Genomic DNA, 18,999 nt, shown 5'->3' with positions numbered 1-18,999 from the left:
AAAAAAATGCACCTCCGTTCGCGCAGCTTGTAGGGGAAGCGACGTGCCTCATCGACTGCGGTTTTGGTTCTTCTCTCTCGGCCTGGCGATGCTGCTCGTCACAGTGGCGACACTCGCCATCGGCGGGCGCCCCGATCCGGTCGGCCCGGCAAAGGTGCTGGACGGGACATGGCGCTTCCATCCCGGCGACGATCCGCGCTGGGCCGATCCGCGGATAGACGATAGCGGCTGGGATCGGATCGACCTGGTTTCCCTGCCGAGCAATCGCGATTTCGACGTCGGCCTTCCCGGCTACCTCGCGGGCTGGCACGCGCGCGGCCACCCCGATCTCGAGGGCTATGGCTGGTATCGCCGTCATGTCGCCTTGCCGGCGCCCGGAGACTGGACGTTGCTCGGCCCGACGATGGTCGATGACGGTTACGAGATGTTCTGGAACGGCAAGCCGATCGGCGGCATCGGCAGGCTGGGCGATCACCCCAAGGTGGTCGGCGCCCGACCCTATTTGGTCCGGCTTCCGCCATCGCCGGGTGAGCATGCCGGCGTACTGGCGATCAGAGCCTTCATGCAGCCCGGATTGGGCCGGGACGATCAGAGCGGCGGACTCCGGAGCGCCCCTACCCTCGCCTCCGCCCCGTTCGGCGACACATTGTACAGTGCCCAATGGCATCGAACGATTGCCGGCTATATCGTCGAGCTGGCGCTGCCGATCATGATGTTCCTGCTTGCCGGCATCGCGCTCGTCATGGCTCGGTCGACCGCCAGGCCGGGCTTTGCCCGATGGCTGGCGGTCGCGCTCGTGGCGACCGCTTGTCTCAGGCTGGGGAATGCCGCGGCTGCCTGGACCGATCTGATAGGTATTTCGACCCTGGATCGGCAGAATGCCATCCTGCTGTCGCCGCTCGCCATGCTGGCATGGACGGCTGCGTGGAACGACTGGGCGGAAGGACGCGACCGGCGCGTCGTCTTGCTGATCGCCATCGCGGCTTGGGCGTTAAGGGTCGTTGCAGCCGTTACTCACGCAGATGCGTTGGTGTCTATCGGCCGCGCCGTCTTCGCTGTCTTGTTCGTGGTTATCGCGGTGCGGATAATCGTGCGCGGCGAACGCAGATTGCTGGCGCTCGCAACGATGGCCGTTATCGCGACCGCGCTGTTCATCAACGAGCTTTCCCGGTTGGGCATTCCCACCATCTGGTTCCCGTTCAATATCGGCGTGACGCTCACCCAATATGCCTATGCGTTGGCGCTCCCGCTGCTTTGCCTTGCGCTCGCTCCGGCCAGCAACGACGCCGGCGGGCGGGACATGGGTGCCGTCAAGGGAATAGCGACTGAATAGTCCATTCGTCGCCGCGCCGACGATATTCCTGTCGCTCGTGTAATCGCGCCACGCCGTCCGACCAGAATTCGATCACCGTCGGATGCATCACATAGCCGCCCCAGAAAGGCGGCCGAGCGACCTCTCGCCCTTCGAACCGCTCGGCCTGTGCCGCGATCCGCGCGACCAGGGCGGCACGATCGGCCAGCGGTTCGGATTGCCGAGACGCCCAGGCACCTATCTGCGAGTCCCGGTCGCGCGAGGCGAAATAGGCGTCGCTGCGTTCGCTCCTGGTCGGCGTGACCGGCCCCTCGATCCGCAACTGGCGGCCAAGCCCGGGCCAGAACAGACAGATGGCGGCGTCCGGGCGATCGGCGAGGTCGCGAGCCTTGCGACTGGCCAGGTTGGTGAAGAATTCCACGCCGTGCCGATCGTGCCGTTTCAGCAACACGATCCTGGACGAAGGCCGTCCATCGCGATCCGCTGTCGCCAGTGCCGCGGCGTTGTAGAGGGCCGGATCGCTCGCCTCGGCCTCGGCGAACCATCGCTCGAGCATCGGCCACGGTTCAGTCATTGGCACCGGCCCGATATCGCGGGTGACCGGCGGCGACTCCGCCCGACCGGCGCGCAACCCAGGGATAAATTTGCGCCATCCTGTCGTCATAGCCCAGGTTGAAAACCGTGGCGCTTTTGGCGGGACGTTGCGGCCGCGTGTAATAGGTCTGGAACACATGGTCCCAGACGAAATTGGTGATGCCGAAATTGCCGCGTTCGTCGTGGAAATGATGCTCGAGATGGCGCGCCTTCATCACTGCCAGGAACCGCAGCCGCGGCTTGTACGACAGGTGCTGGATGCAATGCGCGAATTCGTAGAAGCACGTGACGAGCAGGCCGGTGGCAAAACCGGCGGCAGCCCCGCCCACCCCGCCGATCAGCCACCCGGGCAACGCCGCGACCAGCAGCAAAGTCGGGAGTGTCGTGTAGAGCGCGCCGAACAGCACTTCGAGATGATTGGGATCCTGATGGTGGTCGTAATGGATGCGCTTCCATGCCGGAGCCAGGAACGGCACCTTGAACATCCAATTGCTGTGCAGCACCCAGCGATGGAGCGAGTACCAGACCAGCGGATAGGCCAGAACGATGAGCGCGACCGTCGCAGCGGTCTGGATCGGCGAGGCCGGCCGGTACGCGTACACACCCACCATCGCCGTCGCGAGCAGCAGATAGGTCACGATCGCATAATGGTGGAAATAGGCGCCGGCGAGATCGCGCAACGTCATACGATCGAGATAGTGGGATCGGCGCCAGAACGGCGTGGCGAGCATTTCGTCGGACTGCATGGCGGGTGTTGCCTCGGCTGATAGAAGTTGACGAGGCGGCCCGATTGCCCCCTCTGCCGCCTCGTCACGAAGACCGATAGACCCCTGGCCCACGGCGAGGATTTGATCGCGGTCAAGGAAATCGTGCGCATTGGCGACCACCGCCCCTGGCGTCGGCAAGGCCTTGGGGAAACTACGCATAGAGCGCTGCTCACCCCCCCGGCTAAGCCGCCGCTTATCCCCATTCACCGGGGTGACAACGCATTTCAGGGGGTCGATTTGGACGACGTCGTGACCAGGGCCGGGGGCTGGCTCCTATTGATATTCCTGTGCGTCAGCGCAGCAGGATTCGCGGCCGACACCGGCTTTGCCGTGCATATGATGATCTGCGCCGTCGCGGCGACGATCGCGGCCTTCTACACGCTGCGGCAGATCGGGCGCGAGCCGGAAGCGGCACGCCCAGACCGTTATTATGACGACGTGATACGCTGGGGCGTAATCGCGACCGTGTTCTGGGGTGTCGCCGGATTTCTGGTCGGTATCCTGATCGCGTCGCAGCTCTCCTGGCCGATCTTCAATCTCGGTCTCGAATATACGTCGTTCGGACGGCTGCGCCCCCTTCACACGTCCGCGGTGATATTCGCGTTCGGCGGCAACGCGCTGATCGCGACTAGCTTCTACGTCGTGCAGCGGACCTGCCGCGCGCGGCTGTTCGCGCCAGCCCTCGCCCGGTTCGTGTTCTGGGGATACCAGCTGTTCATCGTCCTGGCAGCGACCGGCTATATGATGGGCATCACCGAGGGCAAGGAATATGCCGAGCCCGAATGGTATGTCGACATCTGGCTGACGATCGTCTGGGTCAGCTACCTGGTGGTCTTCGTCGGCACGATCGTGAAGCGGTCCGAGCCGCACATCTACGTCGCCAACTGGTTCTATCTCGGCTTCATCATCACCGTGGCGATGCTCCACCTGGTGAACAACATCTCGATGCCGGCATCGTGGCTGGGATCGAAATCCTACTCCGCTTTTTCGGGGGTCCAGGACGCGCTGACGCAATGGTGGTATGGCCATAACGCGGTCGGCTTCTTCCTGACCGCCGGCTTCCTGGGCATGATGTATTATTTTGTGCCCAAGCAGGCCGAACGGCCGATCTACAGCTATCGCCTGTCGATCGTTCACTTCTGGTCGCTGATCTTCCTCTACATCTGGGCCGGCCCGCACCACCTCCATTATACCGCGCTGCCCGATTGGGCGCAGACGCTCGGGATGGTGTTCTCGGTGATGCTGTGGATGCCGAGCTGGGGCGGCATGATCAACGGCCTGATGACGCTCAACGGCGCATGGGACAAGATCCGCACCGACCCGATCATCCGCATGATGGTGTTCGCGCTCGCCTTCTACGGCATGTCGACCTTCGAAGGCCCGATGATGTCGGTGAAGAGCGTCAACTCGCTGTCGCACTACACCAACTGGACCATCGGCCATGTCCACTCGGGCGCGCTCGGCTGGAACGGCATGATCACCTTCGGCGCGATCTATTACATGACGCCGCGCCTGTGGGGCCGCGAGCGGCTCTATTCGCTCCGCATGGTCAATTGGCACTTCTGGTGCGCGACCCTCGGCATCGTCCTCTACGCGTCCTCGATGTGGGTCGCGGGCATCACCCAGGGCCTAATGTGGCGCGAATATGGTGAGGACGGATACCTCGTCTATTCCTTCGCCGAGGTCGTGGCGGCGCTCCATCCCTATTACGTGATCCGCACCGCAGGCGGCCTGCTCTACTTCGCCGGCGCGATCTTCATGGTGTGGAACGTCTGGATGACGATCGCCGGCAAGCTGCGCGACGAAGCGCCTATGACCACGGCCGCCTTCGATCCAGCCAAGGACCGTCCGGTCGTACCGGCAGCCGCCATGGCTCCCCTTCCTCTTGCCGCCGAGTAAGCAGCAATGGCCATTTCATTCCTTCAGAAGCACAAGGTCATCGAGCGCAACGTCATGTTGCTGATGGTCTTCGCCCTGCTCGTCGTCGCGGTCGGCGGGATCGTCGAAATCGCTCCTTTGTTCTGGATCAAGGAGACGGTGCCCAAGGTCGACGGCGTGCGGCCGTACACGCCGCTCGAGCTCGCCGGACGCAACATCTACATCCGCGAAGGCTGCTCACTCTGCCACAGCCAGATGATCCGTCCGTTCCGCGACGAGGTCGAGCGCTACGGGCATTACAGCCTGGCGTCGGAAAGCATGTACGACCACCCCTTCCTTTGGGGGTCGGAACGTACCGGACCGGACCTGGCGCGTGTCGGCGGACGCTATTCGGACGAATGGCACCGCCAGCATCTGACCGATCCGCGCTCGGTCGTGCCGGAGTCGATCATGCCCGGTTATGCCTTCCTGGCGGACCGCAATCTGGATTTGCCGCATATCGACCGCGATCTGACGGCGCTGCGCGATGTCGGCGTTCCCTATAGCGACGACGATATCAAAAAGGCGGTCACCGACGTCCTCACCCAGGGCGATTTCGGCGACGGCGACAAGGCCGAACTGGCCAAGCGCTATCCCGGCGCGCAGTCGCGCGATTTCGACGGCAATCCCGGTCGCCTGACCGAGATGGATGCGCTCATTGCCTATCTTCAGATGCTCGGCACCCAGGTCGACTTCAAGAAGGCGGCGGCACGGGAGACCGCCAAATGAGCTACGAAGCGCTCCGGCAATTCGCCGATAGTTGGGGTCTCGTGCTGATGGGTGTCGGCTTCGTCGCCTTCGTCGGCTGGGCCTTCCGCCCCAATTCCGCCGCGGCCACCCGCCGCGCCGCCACCAGCATTTTCGAAGAGGATCAGGCCGATGGCTGACAATAAGCGCATCGACCAGGCGACCGGCACCAGCACCGTCGGTCACGAATGGGATGGGATCGAGGAACTCGACACGCCGATGCCGCGGTGGTGGCTGTACATCTTCTACGCCTGCATCGTGTTCGCGATCGGCTATTGCATCGCCTACCCGTCCTGGCCGCTATTGACCCGTGCTACGCCGGGCTTGCTCGGCTGGACGAGCAAGGGCCAGCTGGAGGCGGAACTCACCGCCGATCAAAAGGCCAAGGCGGCAACGTTCGCGGCGATCGATCGACTGCCGATCGAGGATATCGAGAAGAACCCGACGCTAAAGCAAGCCGCGATCGACGGCGGGCGCGCGGCGTTCCGCATCAATTGTTCGGCATGCCACGGATCGGGCGCTGCGGGCAGCAAGGGCTATCCCAACCTGAACGACGACGACTGGCTGTGGGGCGGCGACATCAAGTCGATCCAGCAGACCCTGCTCGACGGCGTACGCTTCCCCGGCGACGATGCTACCCGCATGTCGCAAATGCCGGCCTTCGGTAAGGATGAGATCCTGAAGCCCGAAGAGGTTCAGGACGCCGTCTCCTATGTGCGCTTCATCTCGCACCAGGAAGCGATGAGCCCGTCGGCCAAGCGCGGCAGTGCGATCTTCGCCAATAATTGCGCGGTCTGTCATGGCGCCAATGGCCGCGGTAACCGCACCGTGGGAGCGCCCAACCTGACCGACACAATCTGGCTCTATGGCGGCGATCGTGACACACTGACCCAGACGGTCACCAATGCCCGCTATGGGATCATGCCGGCCTGGGGCAAGAAGCTCGACCCGGTGACGCTCAAGATGCTGGCCGTCTATGTCCATTCGCTGGGTGGCGGGGAGGCACTTCCGGCGCCGGCGGCTGCGCCCGCCGCCACCGTCGCGGCGAAGTGAGATGGCCGATCCGCGCGATCTGACCAACGGCGAGGAGCATTTCTTCGCCGCGCGCCGCAAGGTATTTCCCCGGAAAATCGACGGCACCTTCCGCCGGTTGAAATGGGCGGTGATGGCGGTGGCGCTGGTCATCTATTACGTCACGCCATGGCTGCGCTGGACCCGCGGGCCCTACGCCCCGGACCAGGCCGTGCTGGTCGATCTGGCGCATCGCCGCTTCTACATGTTCTCGATCGAGATCTGGCCGCACGAATTCTATTACGTGGCCGGGTTGTTGATCATGGCGGCGATCGGCCTGTTCCTGGTGACGTCGGCGGTCGGTCGCGCGTGGTGCGGCTATGCCTGCCCGCAGACGGTGTGGACCGACCTTTTCGTGCATGTCGAGCGGATGATCGAAGGGGATCGCAACGCGCAGATCCGTCTGGATCGCGCGCCTTGGGGCCCGGCGAAGATCGCCAAGCGAACGAGCAAGATCGTCCTGTGGTTGCTGATCGCCGTTTCCACCGGCGGCGCCTGGGTCTTCTATTTCACCGACGCGCCTACCCTCGCCCGCGAGCTCGTCAACGGCACCGCGCCGTTCGTCGCTTATGCGACGATCGGGGTCCTGACCTTCACCACCTTCACGCTCGGCGGGCTGATGCGCGAGCAGGTGTGCATCTATATGTGTCCATGGCCGCGCATCCAGGGCGCGATGATGGACGAGCGCACGCTCGCGGTGACCTACAAGACCTGGCGCGGCGAACCGCGCAGCCATGGCGTCAAGCGCGCTGCCGAAGCGCGCGGCGGCAATGTGGTGCTGGCCGACCTCGCCACCGGCGCGACGCGGATCGGCGATTGCATCGACTGCAACGCCTGTGTGGCGGTCTGTCCGACCGGGATCGACATTCGCGAAGGACCGCAGATCGGCTGCATCACCTGCGGCCTGTGCATCGACGCGTGCGACGACGTGATGAAGCGGGTCGGACGGCCGCCGCGGCTGATCGGCTACACGACCGAACTCGACGGACAGCTCGAGGCGGCGGGCAAGCCGGCATTGCCGCCGCTGCGCCGGCTGCTGCGGCCGCGCACCTTGATCTATCTCACTGCCTGGTCGGCGGTCGGGCTCGCCATGCTCTTCTCGCTCGGCACGCGGACGCGGCTGACGGTGGAGGCATTGCAGACCCGCAATCCGATGTGGGTGCGCCTGTCGGACGGCACCATCCGCAACAGCTATTCGATCAAGGTCCGCAACATGGAGGCACGGCCGCGCACCGTCGAACTTGGCCTGCAAGGCCTGGATGCCGCCATCTGGACCGCCGATGGTTCGCGCCAGCGAGCGTCGCGCACGGTCCGGCTGACAGTGCCGGCCGATCAGGTCGCCAAGGTATCGTTGTTCGCCGCGGCCCCCGCGACGGGCGACCAGCGCACGACGATCACCTTCACCGCGCGCGCACTCGACCGTGAAGGCGGTTCGGCATCGGCGCCCAGCTTCTTCGAACGCCCGGAGTAGGATGATGACCGCACGCTTCACCGGCTGGCATATGCTGGCGATCATGATCGGCTTTTTCGGCGTGGTGATCGGGGTCAATGCCGTCATGGCGACCGACGCGATCCGGACGTTCGGCGGGCTGGTCGTCGAGAATTCCTATGTCGCGACCACGCATTATAATCGCTGGCTTGCCGAGGGCCGGCAGCAGGAACGCGAAGGCTGGCAGGCAACGCCGACGGCGGATGGCAGCGGCGCGGTCTCGCTGCGCCTGTCGCGCGCCGGCCAGGCGATCGACGGTGCCACGGTCAGCATCATTGCCAACCATCCCGTCGGGCTGGTCGCTCAACGGAGCCTTCGCCTGCGCGCTATGGGCGGTGGCGTCTATCGCTCCGACGGGCGCTTGCCGCACGGCCGGTGGCTGGTCCGCATCGAGGTCAATGCCGGTGCCCAGCGCGCGGCGTTCGACGACGAGATCAGGGTATGAACGCACTGGCCGTCATCCGCCGCGACGACAGCCTGACGACGACCGATCTGACCGTCGAGGGCGTGCATTGCGCCTCGTGCATCGCCAAGATAGAGGGCGGCCTGCATGCCCTGCCGGGAATCGCGACCGCCCGGATGAACCTCTCAACGCATAGGCTGCATGTCGCCCATGTGCCGGCGATCGATGCGGAAATGCTGGTCCGCACGGTCGAGGGGCTGGGTTTCCGAGCGCATCCGTTCGCCGCCGCCGAGACCACCGGAGAGGACGGCGAACGCCGCCGCCTGCTGCTCGCGCTCGGCGTGGCCGGGTTCGCCGCGATGAACATCATGCTGCTGTCGGTTTCGGTCTGGTCGGGCGCAGATGATGCGACGCGCGGGCTGTTCCACTGGCTGTCGGCGTTGATCGCAATCCCCGCGGTCGCGTTTGCCGGCCGGCCGTTCTTCACCAATGCGTGGAGCGCGCTGCGCCGCGGCCGCACCAATATGGATGTGCCGATCTCGATCGGCGTCGTGCTGACCACGCTGATGAGTCTCTACGAAACCGCGACCGGCGGCGAGCATGCCTATTTCGACGGCGCGGTCATGCTGCTGTTCTTCCTGCTCGCGGGGCGCTTCCTCGACAGCGTCATGCGCGCCCGTGCGCGCGACAGCGTCGCCGCCTTGCTGCACCAGGTCCCCGCTGATGCGCTGGTGCTGGCGGCCGACGGATCGTCCTCGCGCCGCCCTATCGCAGAACTGTCCGCGGGCATGCGCGTGCTGGTCGCGGCCGGCGAGCGCATCCCGGCCGACGGTCGCGTCGAGACGGGCACCAGCGTGATCGACCGGTCGCTGGTGACCGGCGAAAGCGCTCCCGATCCTGTCGGGGCCGACGGCGAGGTGCTGGCCGGGACGATCAACGTCGCCGCCCCGCTGGTGGTCCGGGTGACCCGAGCGGGCGATGACACCGCGATCGCCGATATCGCGCGGCTGATGGAGTCGGCGCACCAGGTCAAATCGCGCTACGTTCGGATCGCCGATCGCGCGTCGCGCCTTTATGCGCCCGCAGTCCATACGCTGGCCGCGCTCAGCTTCCTCGGCTGGCTGATCGCCGGCGCCGGCGTCCATCATGCAGCAACGATCGGGGTGGCCGTCCTCATCATCACCTGCCCTTGCGCGCTGGGACTGGCGGTGCCGATCGCGCACGTCGTCGCCTCGGGCGCGTTCATGCGCGCGGGCATGCTGGTCAAGGACGGCAGCGCGATCGAACGCCTGTCGCGCGTCGATACCGTGCTGCTCGACAAGACCGGGACCACGACGCTGGGCCGCTTCGTGCCGGTCAGCGGCATGCCCGACGACGTCACCACCCTGTCGATCCTGTTCACTCTGGCGCGCGGCAGCACGCATCCGATGTCGCGCGCGATCGCGGCGGCGGCGCAAGACGCCGGCGGCGTGGCGCTGCCAGCCGTTTACCTGACCGAGCAGGCCGGGCTGGGGCTCGAAGGCGAAATCGCCGGAGTTCGTTGCCGGCTGGGTCGGCCGGACTGGATCGCCGGGGACGGCGCGCTCGACCATGATCGCACCGCCATCGCCTATCGCATCGGCGAAGAGCCACCCCGCCTCATTGCGCTGCGGGACGAAACCCGGCCGGATGCGGCGGAAGCGATCGACCGGCTCCATCGTTCGCGATTGAGCGTGGAGATGTTGTCGGGCGACACGCCGGCCGCGGTCGCGGAGCTTGCCGCCTCGCTCGGCGTCGCCGCCCAGGCGCGCATGTCGCCGGGCGACAAATATGATTATGTCGGCAAGCTTCAGGCCGCGGGACACCACGTGCTGATGGTGGGCGACGGGCTCAACGACGGGCCGGCGCTCAAGAGCGCTGAGGTCGCGATGGCTCCGGGCACTGCCAGCGATGTCGGCACGCTCGCTGCCGATATCGTCTTCCTCGGCGACCGGCTGATGCCCGTTCCGCTGGCGATCGCGGCCGCGCGACGGACGATGAGGGTCGTACGCGAGAATTTCGTGCTGGCCATCGGCTATAACGCGATCGCCGTGCCGCTCGCGATCCTGGGCCACGTGACGCCGTTGATCGCCGCGGCGGCGATGTCGGGATCGTCGCTGTTGGTCGTCGCCAATGCGCTGCGGTTGAGGGGAGCGGTACGATGAACGGTATCCTGTTGCTCATTCCGTTTGCGCTCGGCCTCGGCCTGGCCGGTCTCGCGGCGTTCTTCTGGGCGGTGCGCGACGGCCAGTTCGAGGACCTGGACGGCGCCTCCATGCGTATCCTGATCGAGGATGACCGGGATGACTGAGGGCGTGGCGGCCTGGATGGGGATTGCGGCGATTGCCCGGCTGGCGCTGGCTATTGCTTGCTGCCCGCCATCACAGGTGCTGACGCTGCCGTTGTGCGGCGACGGCAGCCATCGGATCGCGATTCCGCTCGATCGAAAGAAAGCCCCGCGCGAGGAATCGCCTACGGGATGCCATGCGGTTTGCAGCCGGAAGCTTGCGACCGACAGTGAAGACTGCCCGGATTGCTAATCGCCGTCACGCAGCGAGGCGGACGGGATATTCCAGTTCGAGCCGGTTCCAGATTTCGAGGAGTGCCTTGGTGAGGTCGCGCATCATGGTTTCGTCATGGGCGGGGCCTGGGGTGAAGCGCAGGCGTTCGGTGCCGCGCGGCACGGTCGGGTAATTGATCGGCTGGACGTAAACGCCGTATTCGGCGAGCAGGATGTCGCTGATGCGCTTGGCCTTGACCGGATCGCCGACCATCAGTGGCACGATATGGGTGTCGCCCGGCAGGACGGGCAGCCCGGCTTCGGTCAGCATCGCCTTGAGCATTTTGGCCGAGGCCTGCTGGCCGTCGCGTTCGGCGCTCGACGCCTTGAGATGGCGCACGCTGGCGAGCACGCCGGCGACCAGCACCGGCGACAGGCTGGTCGTGAAGATGAAGCCCGGCGCGTAGCTGCGGATGACGTCGATGATCGTCTGGTCGGCGGCGATATAGCCACCCATCACCCCGAACGCCTTGCCCAGCGTCCCCTCGATGATCGTGATCCGGTCGGCGACCTGGTCACGCTCCGAAATGCCGCCGCCCCTGGGGCCGTACATGCCGACGGCATGGACCTCGTCGAGATAGGTCAGCGCGTTATACTTGTCGGCAAGATCGCAGATCGCGGCGATCGGGGCGATATCGCCTTCCATCGAATAGACGCTCTCGAACGCGATCAGCTTGGGGGCGTTGGCATCCTCGGCCGCGAGCAGCTCTTCCAGATGCGCCAGGTCGTTGTGTCGGAACACGCGCTTCTCGCAACCCGAATTGCGGATGCCCGCGATCATCGAGGCGTGATTGAGTTCGTCCGAGAAGATGACGCAGCCAGGCAGGATCTTGCCCAAGGTCGCCAGGGTCGCCTCGTTCGAGACATAGCCCGAGGTGAACAGCAAGGCCCCTTCCTTGCCGTGGAGGTCGGCCAGTTCGCCTTCGAGATCGACATGGTAATGCGTGTTGCCGCCGATATTGCGCGTGCCGCCCGAGCCCGCACCGACATCGTGCAGCGCTTCTTCCATCGCCGCGATCACCTTGGGGTGCTGGCCCATCGCCAGATAATCGTTCGAGCACCACACCGTGATCGGCATCGGCCCGTTATGGCCGGCAAAACACCGCGCATTGGGGAACATCCCCTTGTTGCGCAAAATGTCGATGAACACGCGATACCGCCCCTCGGCATGCAGCCGGTCGATCGCCTGGGTGAATAATCGTTGGTACGGCAAATGTGCTCTCCCGGTGTCGGCGCGGCATGCGCGAATCCCGGCCAAATCCAAATGCGTAGTAACCCGTAGGATGGGTCGACTTGCATCCGGGGCAATACGGATGGAGATCGATTGGTCCGCCCGGCACAGTCCGCCCGACCCACTGGCTTTGGCGGAAATTGCATCATGACGATCCGACATCTCGACGCGCTCAACCACCCGCAATCGGTCGCCGTTATCGGCGGCTCGAGCAAGGCCGGCTCGCTCGGCACGCGCGTGCTGGAGAATATTATCGACGGCGGCTTTGCCGGGACGGTGTTCGCGGTGAATCCCGACAAGGTCGAGCTGGATGACGTCTGGTGGGTGGCATCGATCGCCGACCTGCCGCGCAAGCCTGATCTGGCGATCGTCGTGACGCCGGCAGCGACCATTCCCGCAATCATCGAACAATTGGGAGCGATCGGCACGCGGGTCGTCACCGTCATTTCGACGGTCCCCCACGACGCCGCGACGCGCCAGGCGATACTCGACGCCGCGCGGCCGCATGACGTCCGTATCATCGGTCCCAATTGCCTGGGATTGCTGCTGCCGCATGCGGGGCTCAACGCTTCGTTCGCGCCGCGCAATGCGGCGGCCGGAAGACTCGCCTTCCTGTCGCAGAGCGGCGCGCTCGTCACCGCAATGCTCGACTGGGCGGCCGACCGTCATGTCGGCTTTTCCGGCGTCGTATCGCTGGGCGATATGGCCGATGTCGATCTCGGCGACCTGATCGACTTCTACGCCGGCGACCCGCACACCGATGCGATCCTGCTCTATGTCGAACAGGTCACCAATCCGGCCAAGTTCATGTCGGCAGCGCGAGCGGCATCGCGCATCAAGCCGCTGATCGCGATCAAGGCCGGCCGTAACGCCGCCGCCGGCAAGGCGGCATTCTCGCATACCGGCGCTCTGACCGGAGCATACGACGTCTATGCCGCCGCCTTCCGCCGCGCGGGCATCATCCTGGTCGATACGCTGGGCGAATTGTTCGACGCCGCGCAGATTCTGTCACGCTACCGTCCGCCTTATGGCGATCGCCTGGCGATCGTGTCCAATGGTGGCGGAGCGGGCGTGCTCGCCGCCGATGCTTTGCCCGGCGTCGGCGCCAGCCTGGCAACCCTGTCCGCCGGTACGATCGCCGCACTTGACCCGGACCTGCCCGCGGGATGGTCGCGCGCCAATCCGGTCGATGTCGTCGGCGACGCGCGGGCCGAGCGTTTCTCGGCCGCCACGCGCGCCGTCCTTGCCGATCCGGCGGTCGACGCAGCGCTGATCATCCATTGCCCGACCGCCGTCGCGACGGGCGAAGAGATCGCCAGGGGCGTGATTGCCGCACGCGCCGAAGCGGGCGCGGTCAAGCCGCTGATCGCGTGCTGGATGGGGCCGCGCAACACCGAAGCGGCGAGAACATTGTTCGACGATGCCGGCATTCCCGTCTTCGATAATCTGGACGATGCCGTCCGCGCGTTCGGCTATCTCGCCAAGGCGAGCGCCGCCCGCGAGGCGCTGATGCGCGCCCCTGCCCACCAACTCGTTCCCGCCAGTGACCGCGCCCGGGCGCGCGCCGTCATTGTCGGCGCGCGCAATGCCGGCCGCCAGCAACTCTCCGCGACCGAGGCGAAAGCGGTGATCGGCGCTTATGGCATCCCGGTAGTCCGGGGGATGCTCGCGCGTGACGATGATGCGATAACGCAAGTCTGCGCCGATCTTCCGCCACCTTATGCGGTGAAGGTGGTCTCGCCGCAATTGCCGCACAAATCGGACGTCGGCGGGGTCGCGCTCAACGTCGCCACTGCCGAAGACGCGCGGCGCGCCGCTGCGGACATGACGGCCATGTTGAAACACGGTCATCCAGAAGCATCGATCACCGGGTTCGAGATCGAGACCATGGTCAAGTCCCCTTCGGGCCGCGAACTGCTGATCGGCATCGCGCGGGATCCGACCTTCGGGCCGGTGATCGCCTTCGGGGCTGGTGGCAAGGCGGTCCAGGTAACGCGCGACGTCGCATTTGGGCTACCCCCGCTCGACAGCGTGCTGGCCGGCGAAATGATCGAGAATACGCGCGTGGCGGCGCTGCTCGGCGCCTATCGCGACGTGCCCGCGGTCGACACGGATGCCGTAGTGCGGGCGCTCAGCGCGGTCTCTGCGCTGATCATCGACCTGCCCGAGATCGCCGAGCTCGACATCAATCCGCTGCTCGTCGACGAGCATGGCGCGATCGCGCTCGACGCCCGCATCGGGCTGTCGCTCGACGATGCGGGTTCGCAGCTCGTTATCCGGCCGGCGCCGATGGAATGGACCGCCGATCTGACGACGCGCGGCGGCGTGACGATGCACGTGCGGCCGATCCTGCCCGACGACGAGGATGCGCTGGCCGATCTTTTCCACCACGTTACGACCGACGATTTGCGGTTCCGCTTCCTGACCGGCCTGCGCGATGTCGGCCGCGATCGGCTCGTGGCGATGACCCAGATCGACTATTGGCGGACGATGCATTTCCTTGCATTTGCGCCCGACGGCACGGCGATCGCATCGGCGCTGCTGGCGTGCGATCCGGATCGCGAGCGCGCCGAATTGGCGGTTTCGGTCCGTGCGGACTTCAAGGGCAAGGGCGTCAGCTGGACGCTGGTCGAGCATGTCGTCCGCTATGCCGAGGCCGAGGGGATCGGCGCGATCGAGGCGGTCGAGAGTAGCGAGAACCGTGCCGCATTGATGCTCGAGCGCGAGGCCGGCTTCGCGCCGGTGCCGGGCACCGACCTTGGCTCGGAGGTATTGTTGCGTCGCACGCTGCGGCAGCCTGGTGCGGCGGCAATGGAGCCGGCGCAATGAAGCGGCGCATCCTGGTGATTGACGCCCACCCCGATCCCGATCCGGCTCGACTGATCCATGCGCTCGCCGATCGCTACGTCAAAGGGGCCCTTGCCTGGGACCATGAGGTACGCCGGATCGATCTCGCGAAGACAGACGTCCCGATCCTGCGATCGAGGGACGAATGGGCAAAGCGACAGCCGCCGCCGGCAATCGTCGACGCCCAGGCATCGATCGCCTGGGCCGACCATATCGTATTCTTCTATCCTCTCTGGCTCGGCGACGTGCCGGCTCTGCTCAAGGCGTTCCTTGAACAGGTCATGCGCCCGGGATTTGCGCTGAACGACCAGGCGTCGCTGGGCGGCGGCCTTCTGCGCGGCAAATCGGCCACGGTCGTCGTGACGATGGGAATGCCCGCGGCGTTCTATGCGCTGTGGTTCCGCTCGCACAGCGTGAAAAGCTTGGAGCGCAACATCCTGCGGTTCGTCGGGATCAGGCCCGTCCATCACATTCTATACGGCGCAGTGGAACAGAGCGCGGCGAAGCGCGAGCGATGGCTCGACAACATGTTCGTCCTGGGAAGCGGCGGCGGCTGAGGTGAGTTCGACGCCGCCTGCGCCGATCAGGTGCGGAACCAAATAATTGCTGCAGCGAACACGATGATCGCGGCGCAGGCGAAGAGCGGTAATGCCGCCACCACCCCGGCCCGATTGCGCGACAATATCATGGTGACGACTGCCTTCAAAAGCATGTTGGCGGCGACCGGGGCAGCCAAGGCCGGGCCCGCCAGCACGGCTTGCTCGGGGATCGTCAAGGACGAGAAAGCGAGAACCGCCGCATCCACGTCGGCCATGCCGGTCGCGGTGTAAACGATCAGTGAGCCGGAGGACCCGAACGTCGATGATGCCAGTCGCGCACCAACGGTCGCGAGCGCAGCGATCGCCGCGAATGTCACTGCCGCGCCGAGTTCAAGCGGATTGCCGACAGGCGGCCCTTCGTCGGTCGCCGGCGCTTCGCCGCCTCCGGACCAGGCTGCCGCCGCGACGAGGATCGCCAGACCGGGAAGGATCGCATAGGCGGCATTGGCGAGCGCGGCCGGCGCCAGAATTGCAATCAGCACCAGGACCCGCAGCCCACCGATGATCGAGGCGATCAGCAACGAGACCCTCAGACCACCCGTTTCATCGCCGTCGCCCCGCATCCTGCGGGCAAGGGCGGCAGTCACCGCGGTCGACGAAACGAGCGCTCCCACGGCTGCCGTGAGAATCGGGCCTTTCGCGCGCGAGACATGGTGGCCGGCCAGATAGCCGGCAAAGGAAATGCCGCTTACCAGCACTACGACGAGCAGCAGATGATGTGGATTGATCGCTGCAAACGGGCCCATGCCGCGATCGGGCGCAAGCGGGAACAGGACCAGAGCGACGATGGCGAACTCGGCTGCCGCGCGTATTTCCTGGCCCGTGAGGTCGCTGACCAGCTTGTGGAGAGTCTGGCGCGACGAAAGGAGGAACATCACGATCGCGGCGCCGGCCAATGCCGTTTCGGGCTGGCCGGACGCGGCCAGCGCGCTCAGGCCCAGAACCAGGAGTCCGGCGACCGCTCCGGTCGCGCTCTGCCCGTCGCTGGCCGCCGTCTGTCGCCAATAACCGACGATCAGGACGATGCCGCTCAACGCGACGATCGCGAGCCCGATCCACTCGGCCATCAACCCCGCGACACCGCCGACAAGTCCGAGGAGGCCGAAGGTCCGGATGCCGGCGACGCGGTGGCCATCGTCCTCGCCGCGCCCCGTCCAGCCCCTTTCGAGGCCGACCAACAGACCGATCGCGACCGCGAAGCCGAGCGACAGCAGTGATTGGCCGGCGCCCGTCATCACCTATCGCGACAGCAGAACCGGAATTCGCGTCTGGCTGATCAAGCCGGCAGTGACGCCGCCGAATACCAGTTCGCGCAACCGACTGTGCGCGAATGCTCCGGCCGCCAGCAAGTCGGCACCCATTTCAAGCGCATAGGTCTGGAGCTGCTCGGCGACATCGTACCGCTGCTCAAGCCAGACCGATCCCGCCTCGAAGCCGTGATGTTCGAGATAATCCGCGACCACGCCATGCCCGCGTGAATCGTCGTCATGGCTCGGCTGGTCGCCACAACTCACGATATCGACGCGTGCGCCGGGCTCGAGCAGGCTGACCAGGTCGTGGAGCGCGCGAACGGCTTCGACCGAAGGCTTCCACGCAAGGACCGCGTGGTTGACCGTGGCCAGCGAGCGGCCCGGCGGCAGGATGACGAGCGGCCCGCCCGAAGCCAGCGCCAGCATCTCGGTGACACGCCGGTACAGATAAGGGATCGCCCAGGTTTCGTGCGAGCCGATGATGGCGAGATCGGCGATCGGTCGCGCGCGCCGCACGTCGCCGGCCAGCCAGGCGACGTCGTCGAACAATCCTCGAATGTCCAAGTCCACCGGCGAGCCGACGAGTTTGGAACGCAGTTTCGCGACCTGTTCCTCGGAATCGGCCTGCAACACCTGGTCCGGCAGATAGAGGACGCCGAAGGGCGCAAGCTCCGGCGCGGCAAGCGGCCCTGGCGTCAGCAGATAGATGATCAGGCGCGCATCGTGACGCTCCGCGCGTGCCGCGATCGTACGGATGGTGCCTGCGCCGCTCTCGACGTCGTCTATCACCGCCAGCATCGTTCCGGTCATCGCATCATCCTCAGGCTGAAAGGGAAAGCTCGTTTTACCGCGTCATTCACACCAGATCCGCCGCCTGCTGCTTCCGCACCGTCACATACCCGCCCGGAAGGAGCGAGTGCGCTGCGAGGTGGAAGCAGGCCGTCGCCGGCAACCAGGGCATGTTGGTGATCCTGCACCCGCCCTGCCGTCGGGACGATGCGTAGATTCCCGGATCAGATCATTGTTTTAGCCGGCCAACCTGGCAAGGCCGACATCGTCGAGCACGCGAAACAAGCGCGTCTCGACCAGCAGGATGATCCCCGCCCGTTCGAACCGGCGTATTTTTCGGCTGACGGTTTCGATCGTCAGGCCGAGAAGGTCCGCCATCTGCTGGCGGTTCAGAGACATGGGAGTCGCTCCGGTGGCATCGCACGGCATCGATCGGCGCATGTCGATCAGCAGCGATGCGACGCGTTCCTCGGCGGTCTTGCGGCCGAGGAAAAGGATCGATCGGCGCGCGGTGTCGAGATCGTTCGAAAGACGTCGCAGCAACGAAGTTGCGACGGCGGGGCGGCCTGCCGCCAGGATATTGAGGTCCGTGCGCCGAAACACGCAGACCGTCGTCGCAGCCAGCGCGGTCGCCCTGTAAGCCCATTGGCCCGCGAACAATTCGCCGACGAAAGAGCCGGGCCAGGCGACGCCGAGTATCTGTTCGCGACCGTCTCGAAGCGAAGCGGTAAGTTTGAGCGCGCCGTCGCGTACGTTACCGACGTCGTAGACTTCGTCGCCTTCCCACGACAATACCTCGCCGCGGCGCAACTGGCGCACGCGACCGATGCGCGCCAATTCCTGCAAGATATCGGCTGGCAGGTCGGCGCAGATCGACTGTTGCCGGCCGATGCATCGCAAGCAACGCGGATCGGGTGCCGGAGCTGCACGGCCGTCTGTCTCGGGCCAGGCTAAAGCGACGGATGCCATCGAGGTCAGCCCGCCAGGGCGCCGATCAGGTCGTGCTGACGCAACGGCTTTTCGAGTACGGCGTCGAACCCGGCGGCGCGCGCCGCTTCCGTCAGCGTGGGTGAAGGAAAGGCGGTGATCAGAATGGCCTTGCCTTTCCAATCCGCCCTGCGGAGTGCGCGCAGCACGCTGAGGCCGTCGCCGTCGGGAAGGCGGTAATCGGCGATCAGCACGTCCGCATCGTCCATGACATGCCCCTCGAGCACTGGCGCCGCACCCGCGAACGAGCGCACGTCATAGCCACGCCAGTGGAGCAGCATCTGCAACGATCGCCGCACGGCTTCGTCATCTTCGATCAACAGGACCACTCGCTGCAGGTCTACCGCCGGGTCCGAATGGGGGGATGCGCCATTGTTCATGGTCGCATCCGTCGCATGGTCGTCAGGGGCCGTCGTTA

The 18,999-nt window shown here is 65.6% G+C and carries 19 protein-coding genes; 12 read left to right on the top strand and 7 right to left on the bottom strand.

Annotation, left to right across the window (positions count from 1 at the left end; genetic code table 11):
- Nucleotides 1-43: 43 nt before the first annotated feature.
- On the top strand, nucleotides 44-1,333 hold the full coding sequence (locus tag Q0L25_RS20540; protein ID WP_296617548.1) for a hypothetical protein: 1,290 nt from the start codon (nucleotides 44-46) through the stop codon (nucleotides 1,331-1,333).
- Here Q0L25_RS20540 and pdxH read toward each other — a convergent pair.
- Both pdxH and Q0L25_RS20530 read right to left on the bottom strand, forming a co-directional pair.
- Complete coding sequence (gene pdxH, locus Q0L25_RS20535) at nucleotides 1,311-1,886, bottom strand: pyridoxamine 5'-phosphate oxidase (protein WP_296617547.1); 576 nt, start codon at nucleotides 1,884-1,886, stop codon at nucleotides 1,311-1,313. The two genes, Q0L25_RS20540 and pdxH, sit on opposite strands and share 23 nt — an antisense overlap.
- A complete protein-coding gene (locus Q0L25_RS20530) occupies nucleotides 1,879-2,652 on the bottom strand; it encodes a sterol desaturase family protein (RefSeq protein WP_296617819.1) in 774 nt (257 codons plus the stop codon). Before Q0L25_RS20530 ends, pdxH begins: the two co-directional genes overlap by 8 nt.
- Before the next feature lie 258 nt (nucleotides 2,653-2,910).
- Here Q0L25_RS20530 and ccoN point away from each other — a divergent pair, with 258 nt between their 5' ends.
- The 9 genes from ccoN to Q0L25_RS20485 are packed head-to-tail and all read left to right on the top strand — an operon-like array spanning nucleotide 2,911 to nucleotide 10,858.
- On the top strand, nucleotides 2,911-4,572 hold the full coding sequence (gene ccoN / locus Q0L25_RS20525) for a cytochrome-c oxidase, cbb3-type subunit I (RefSeq protein WP_296617545.1): 1,662 nt from the start codon (nucleotides 2,911-2,913) through the stop codon (nucleotides 4,570-4,572).
- A 6-nt stretch (nucleotides 4,573-4,578) separates the two neighbouring features.
- Complete coding sequence (ccoO, locus tag Q0L25_RS20520; protein ID WP_296617544.1) at nucleotides 4,579-5,319, top strand: cytochrome-c oxidase, cbb3-type subunit II; 741 nt, start codon at nucleotides 4,579-4,581, stop codon at nucleotides 5,317-5,319.
- The gene (locus Q0L25_RS20515; RefSeq protein ID WP_296617542.1) at nucleotides 5,316-5,477 is read left to right on the top strand and encodes a cbb3-type cytochrome c oxidase subunit 3; all 162 of its coding nucleotides are present in this window, start codon (nucleotides 5,316-5,318) and stop codon (nucleotides 5,475-5,477) included. The genes ccoO and Q0L25_RS20515 overlap by 4 nt, the downstream gene beginning before the upstream one ends.
- Nucleotides 5,470-6,390 carry a cytochrome-c oxidase, cbb3-type subunit III gene (ccoP, locus tag Q0L25_RS20510; protein WP_296617539.1) on the top strand — a complete coding sequence of 307 codons (921 nt, stop codon included), beginning with the start codon at nucleotides 5,470-5,472 and terminating at the stop codon, nucleotides 6,388-6,390. The genes Q0L25_RS20515 and ccoP overlap by 8 nt, the downstream gene beginning before the upstream one ends.
- Before the next feature lies 1 nt (nucleotide 6,391).
- Nucleotides 6,392-7,879 carry a cytochrome c oxidase accessory protein CcoG gene (ccoG, locus tag Q0L25_RS20505; RefSeq protein WP_296617537.1) on the top strand — a complete coding sequence of 496 codons (1,488 nt, stop codon included), beginning with the start codon at nucleotides 6,392-6,394 and terminating at the stop codon, nucleotides 7,877-7,879.
- A gap of 4 nt (nucleotides 7,880-7,883) precedes the next feature.
- Complete coding sequence (locus tag Q0L25_RS20500) at nucleotides 7,884-8,342, top strand: FixH family protein (RefSeq protein ID WP_296617535.1); 459 nt, start codon at nucleotides 7,884-7,886, stop codon at nucleotides 8,340-8,342.
- Nucleotides 8,339-10,483 carry a heavy metal translocating P-type ATPase gene (locus Q0L25_RS20495; protein WP_296617533.1) on the top strand — a complete coding sequence of 715 codons (2,145 nt, stop codon included), beginning with the start codon at nucleotides 8,339-8,341 and terminating at the stop codon, nucleotides 10,481-10,483. The genes Q0L25_RS20500 and Q0L25_RS20495 overlap by 4 nt, the downstream gene beginning before the upstream one ends.
- Nucleotides 10,480-10,629, top strand: a complete 150-nt coding sequence (ccoS, locus tag Q0L25_RS20490; protein WP_066590482.1) for a cbb3-type cytochrome oxidase assembly protein CcoS — start codon at nucleotides 10,480-10,482, stop codon at nucleotides 10,627-10,629. Before Q0L25_RS20495 ends, ccoS begins: the two co-directional genes overlap by 4 nt.
- Nucleotides 10,622-10,858: a hypothetical protein gene (locus tag Q0L25_RS20485; RefSeq protein ID WP_296617531.1), complete on the top strand. Its 237-nt coding sequence runs from the start codon at nucleotides 10,622-10,624 to the stop codon at nucleotides 10,856-10,858. Before ccoS ends, Q0L25_RS20485 begins: the two co-directional genes overlap by 8 nt.
- Before the next feature lie 6 nt (nucleotides 10,859-10,864).
- On the opposite strand, the gene hemA is transcribed toward Q0L25_RS20485, so the two are convergent.
- The gene (gene hemA, locus Q0L25_RS20480) at nucleotides 10,865-12,091 is read right to left on the bottom strand and encodes a 5-aminolevulinate synthase (protein WP_296617529.1); all 1,227 of its coding nucleotides are present in this window, start codon (nucleotides 12,089-12,091) and stop codon (nucleotides 10,865-10,867) included.
- A gap of 165 nt (nucleotides 12,092-12,256) precedes the next feature.
- Between hemA and Q0L25_RS20475 the strand changes: the two genes are divergently transcribed.
- Nucleotides 12,257-14,938 (top strand): bifunctional acetate--CoA ligase family protein/GNAT family N-acetyltransferase, encoded by a 2,682-nt coding sequence (locus Q0L25_RS20475; protein ID WP_296617527.1) that lies wholly within the window; start codon nucleotides 12,257-12,259, stop codon nucleotides 14,936-14,938.
- Nucleotides 14,935-15,513: an NAD(P)H-dependent oxidoreductase gene (locus tag Q0L25_RS20470; RefSeq protein ID WP_296617526.1), complete on the top strand. Its 579-nt coding sequence runs from the start codon at nucleotides 14,935-14,937 to the stop codon at nucleotides 15,511-15,513. The genes Q0L25_RS20475 and Q0L25_RS20470 overlap by 4 nt, the downstream gene beginning before the upstream one ends.
- 26 nt (nucleotides 15,514-15,539) lie before the next feature.
- On the opposite strand, the gene Q0L25_RS20465 is transcribed toward Q0L25_RS20470, so the two are convergent.
- From Q0L25_RS20465 to Q0L25_RS20450, 4 genes are all read right to left on the bottom strand, one after another.
- Nucleotides 15,540-16,790, bottom strand: a complete 1,251-nt coding sequence (locus Q0L25_RS20465) for a DUF4010 domain-containing protein (RefSeq protein WP_296617524.1) — start codon at nucleotides 16,788-16,790, stop codon at nucleotides 15,540-15,542.
- A gap of 3 nt (nucleotides 16,791-16,793) precedes the next feature.
- Entirely contained in the window at nucleotides 16,794-17,615 is an 822-nt protein-coding gene (locus Q0L25_RS20460; RefSeq protein WP_296617522.1) for a universal stress protein, read from the bottom strand.
- Nucleotides 17,616-17,831: 216 nt separating this feature from the next.
- Complete coding sequence (locus Q0L25_RS20455) at nucleotides 17,832-18,563, bottom strand: Crp/Fnr family transcriptional regulator (protein ID WP_296617521.1); 732 nt, start codon at nucleotides 18,561-18,563, stop codon at nucleotides 17,832-17,834.
- Nucleotides 18,564-18,568: 5 nt separating this feature from the next.
- Nucleotides 18,569-18,961, bottom strand: coding sequence for a response regulator (locus Q0L25_RS20450; protein ID WP_296617519.1), 393 nt, complete (start codon nucleotides 18,959-18,961; stop codon nucleotides 18,569-18,571).
- Nucleotides 18,962-18,999: the final 38 nt, after the last annotated feature.

The organism is Sphingomonas sp. (genome assembly GCF_024508665.1).
Taxonomy (GTDB): Bacteria; Pseudomonadota; Alphaproteobacteria; order Sphingomonadales; family Sphingomonadaceae; genus Sphingomonas.
Note: the sequence above shows the minus strand (reverse complement) of the source record. Positions and strands in the feature narration are given on the sequence as shown.

What these genes read in the sequence shown, in the direction of transcription:
- pdxH (WP_296617547.1), bottom strand. Translation starts at nt 1,886, where the DNA reads ATGACTGAACCGTGGCCGATGCTCGAGCGATGGTTCGCCGAGGCCGAG.
- Q0L25_RS20530 (WP_296617819.1), bottom strand. Translation starts at nt 2,652, where the DNA reads ATGCAGTCCGACGAAATGCTCGCCACGCCGTTCTGGCGCCGATCCCAC.
- ccoO (WP_296617544.1), top strand. Translation starts at nt 4,579, where the DNA reads ATGGCCATTTCATTCCTTCAGAAGCACAAGGTCATCGAGCGCAACGTC.
- Q0L25_RS20515 (WP_296617542.1), top strand. Translation starts at nt 5,316, where the DNA reads ATGAGCTACGAAGCGCTCCGGCAATTCGCCGATAGTTGGGGTCTCGTG.
- ccoP (WP_296617539.1), top strand. Translation starts at nt 5,470, where the DNA reads ATGGCTGACAATAAGCGCATCGACCAGGCGACCGGCACCAGCACCGTC.
- ccoG (WP_296617537.1), top strand. Translation starts at nt 6,392, where the DNA reads ATGGCCGATCCGCGCGATCTGACCAACGGCGAGGAGCATTTCTTCGCC.
- Q0L25_RS20500 (WP_296617535.1), top strand. Translation starts at nt 7,884, where the DNA reads ATGACCGCACGCTTCACCGGCTGGCATATGCTGGCGATCATGATCGGC.
- Q0L25_RS20495 (WP_296617533.1), top strand. Translation starts at nt 8,339, where the DNA reads ATGAACGCACTGGCCGTCATCCGCCGCGACGACAGCCTGACGACGACC.
- ccoS (WP_066590482.1), top strand. Translation starts at nt 10,480, where the DNA reads ATGAACGGTATCCTGTTGCTCATTCCGTTTGCGCTCGGCCTCGGCCTG.
- Q0L25_RS20485 (WP_296617531.1), top strand. Translation starts at nt 10,622, where the DNA reads ATGACTGAGGGCGTGGCGGCCTGGATGGGGATTGCGGCGATTGCCCGG.
- Q0L25_RS20475 (WP_296617527.1), top strand. Translation starts at nt 12,257, where the DNA reads ATGACGATCCGACATCTCGACGCGCTCAACCACCCGCAATCGGTCGCC.
- Q0L25_RS20470 (WP_296617526.1), top strand. Translation starts at nt 14,935, where the DNA reads ATGAAGCGGCGCATCCTGGTGATTGACGCCCACCCCGATCCCGATCCG.
- Q0L25_RS20465 (WP_296617524.1), bottom strand. Translation starts at nt 16,790, where the DNA reads ATGACGGGCGCCGGCCAATCACTGCTGTCGCTCGGCTTCGCGGTCGCG.
- Q0L25_RS20460 (WP_296617522.1), bottom strand. Translation starts at nt 17,615, where the DNA reads ATGACCGGAACGATGCTGGCGGTGATAGACGACGTCGAGAGCGGCGCA.
- Q0L25_RS20455 (WP_296617521.1), bottom strand. Translation starts at nt 18,563, where the DNA reads ATGGCATCCGTCGCTTTAGCCTGGCCCGAGACAGACGGCCGTGCAGCT.
- Q0L25_RS20450 (WP_296617519.1), bottom strand. Translation starts at nt 18,961, where the DNA reads ATGAACAATGGCGCATCCCCCCATTCGGACCCGGCGGTAGACCTGCAG.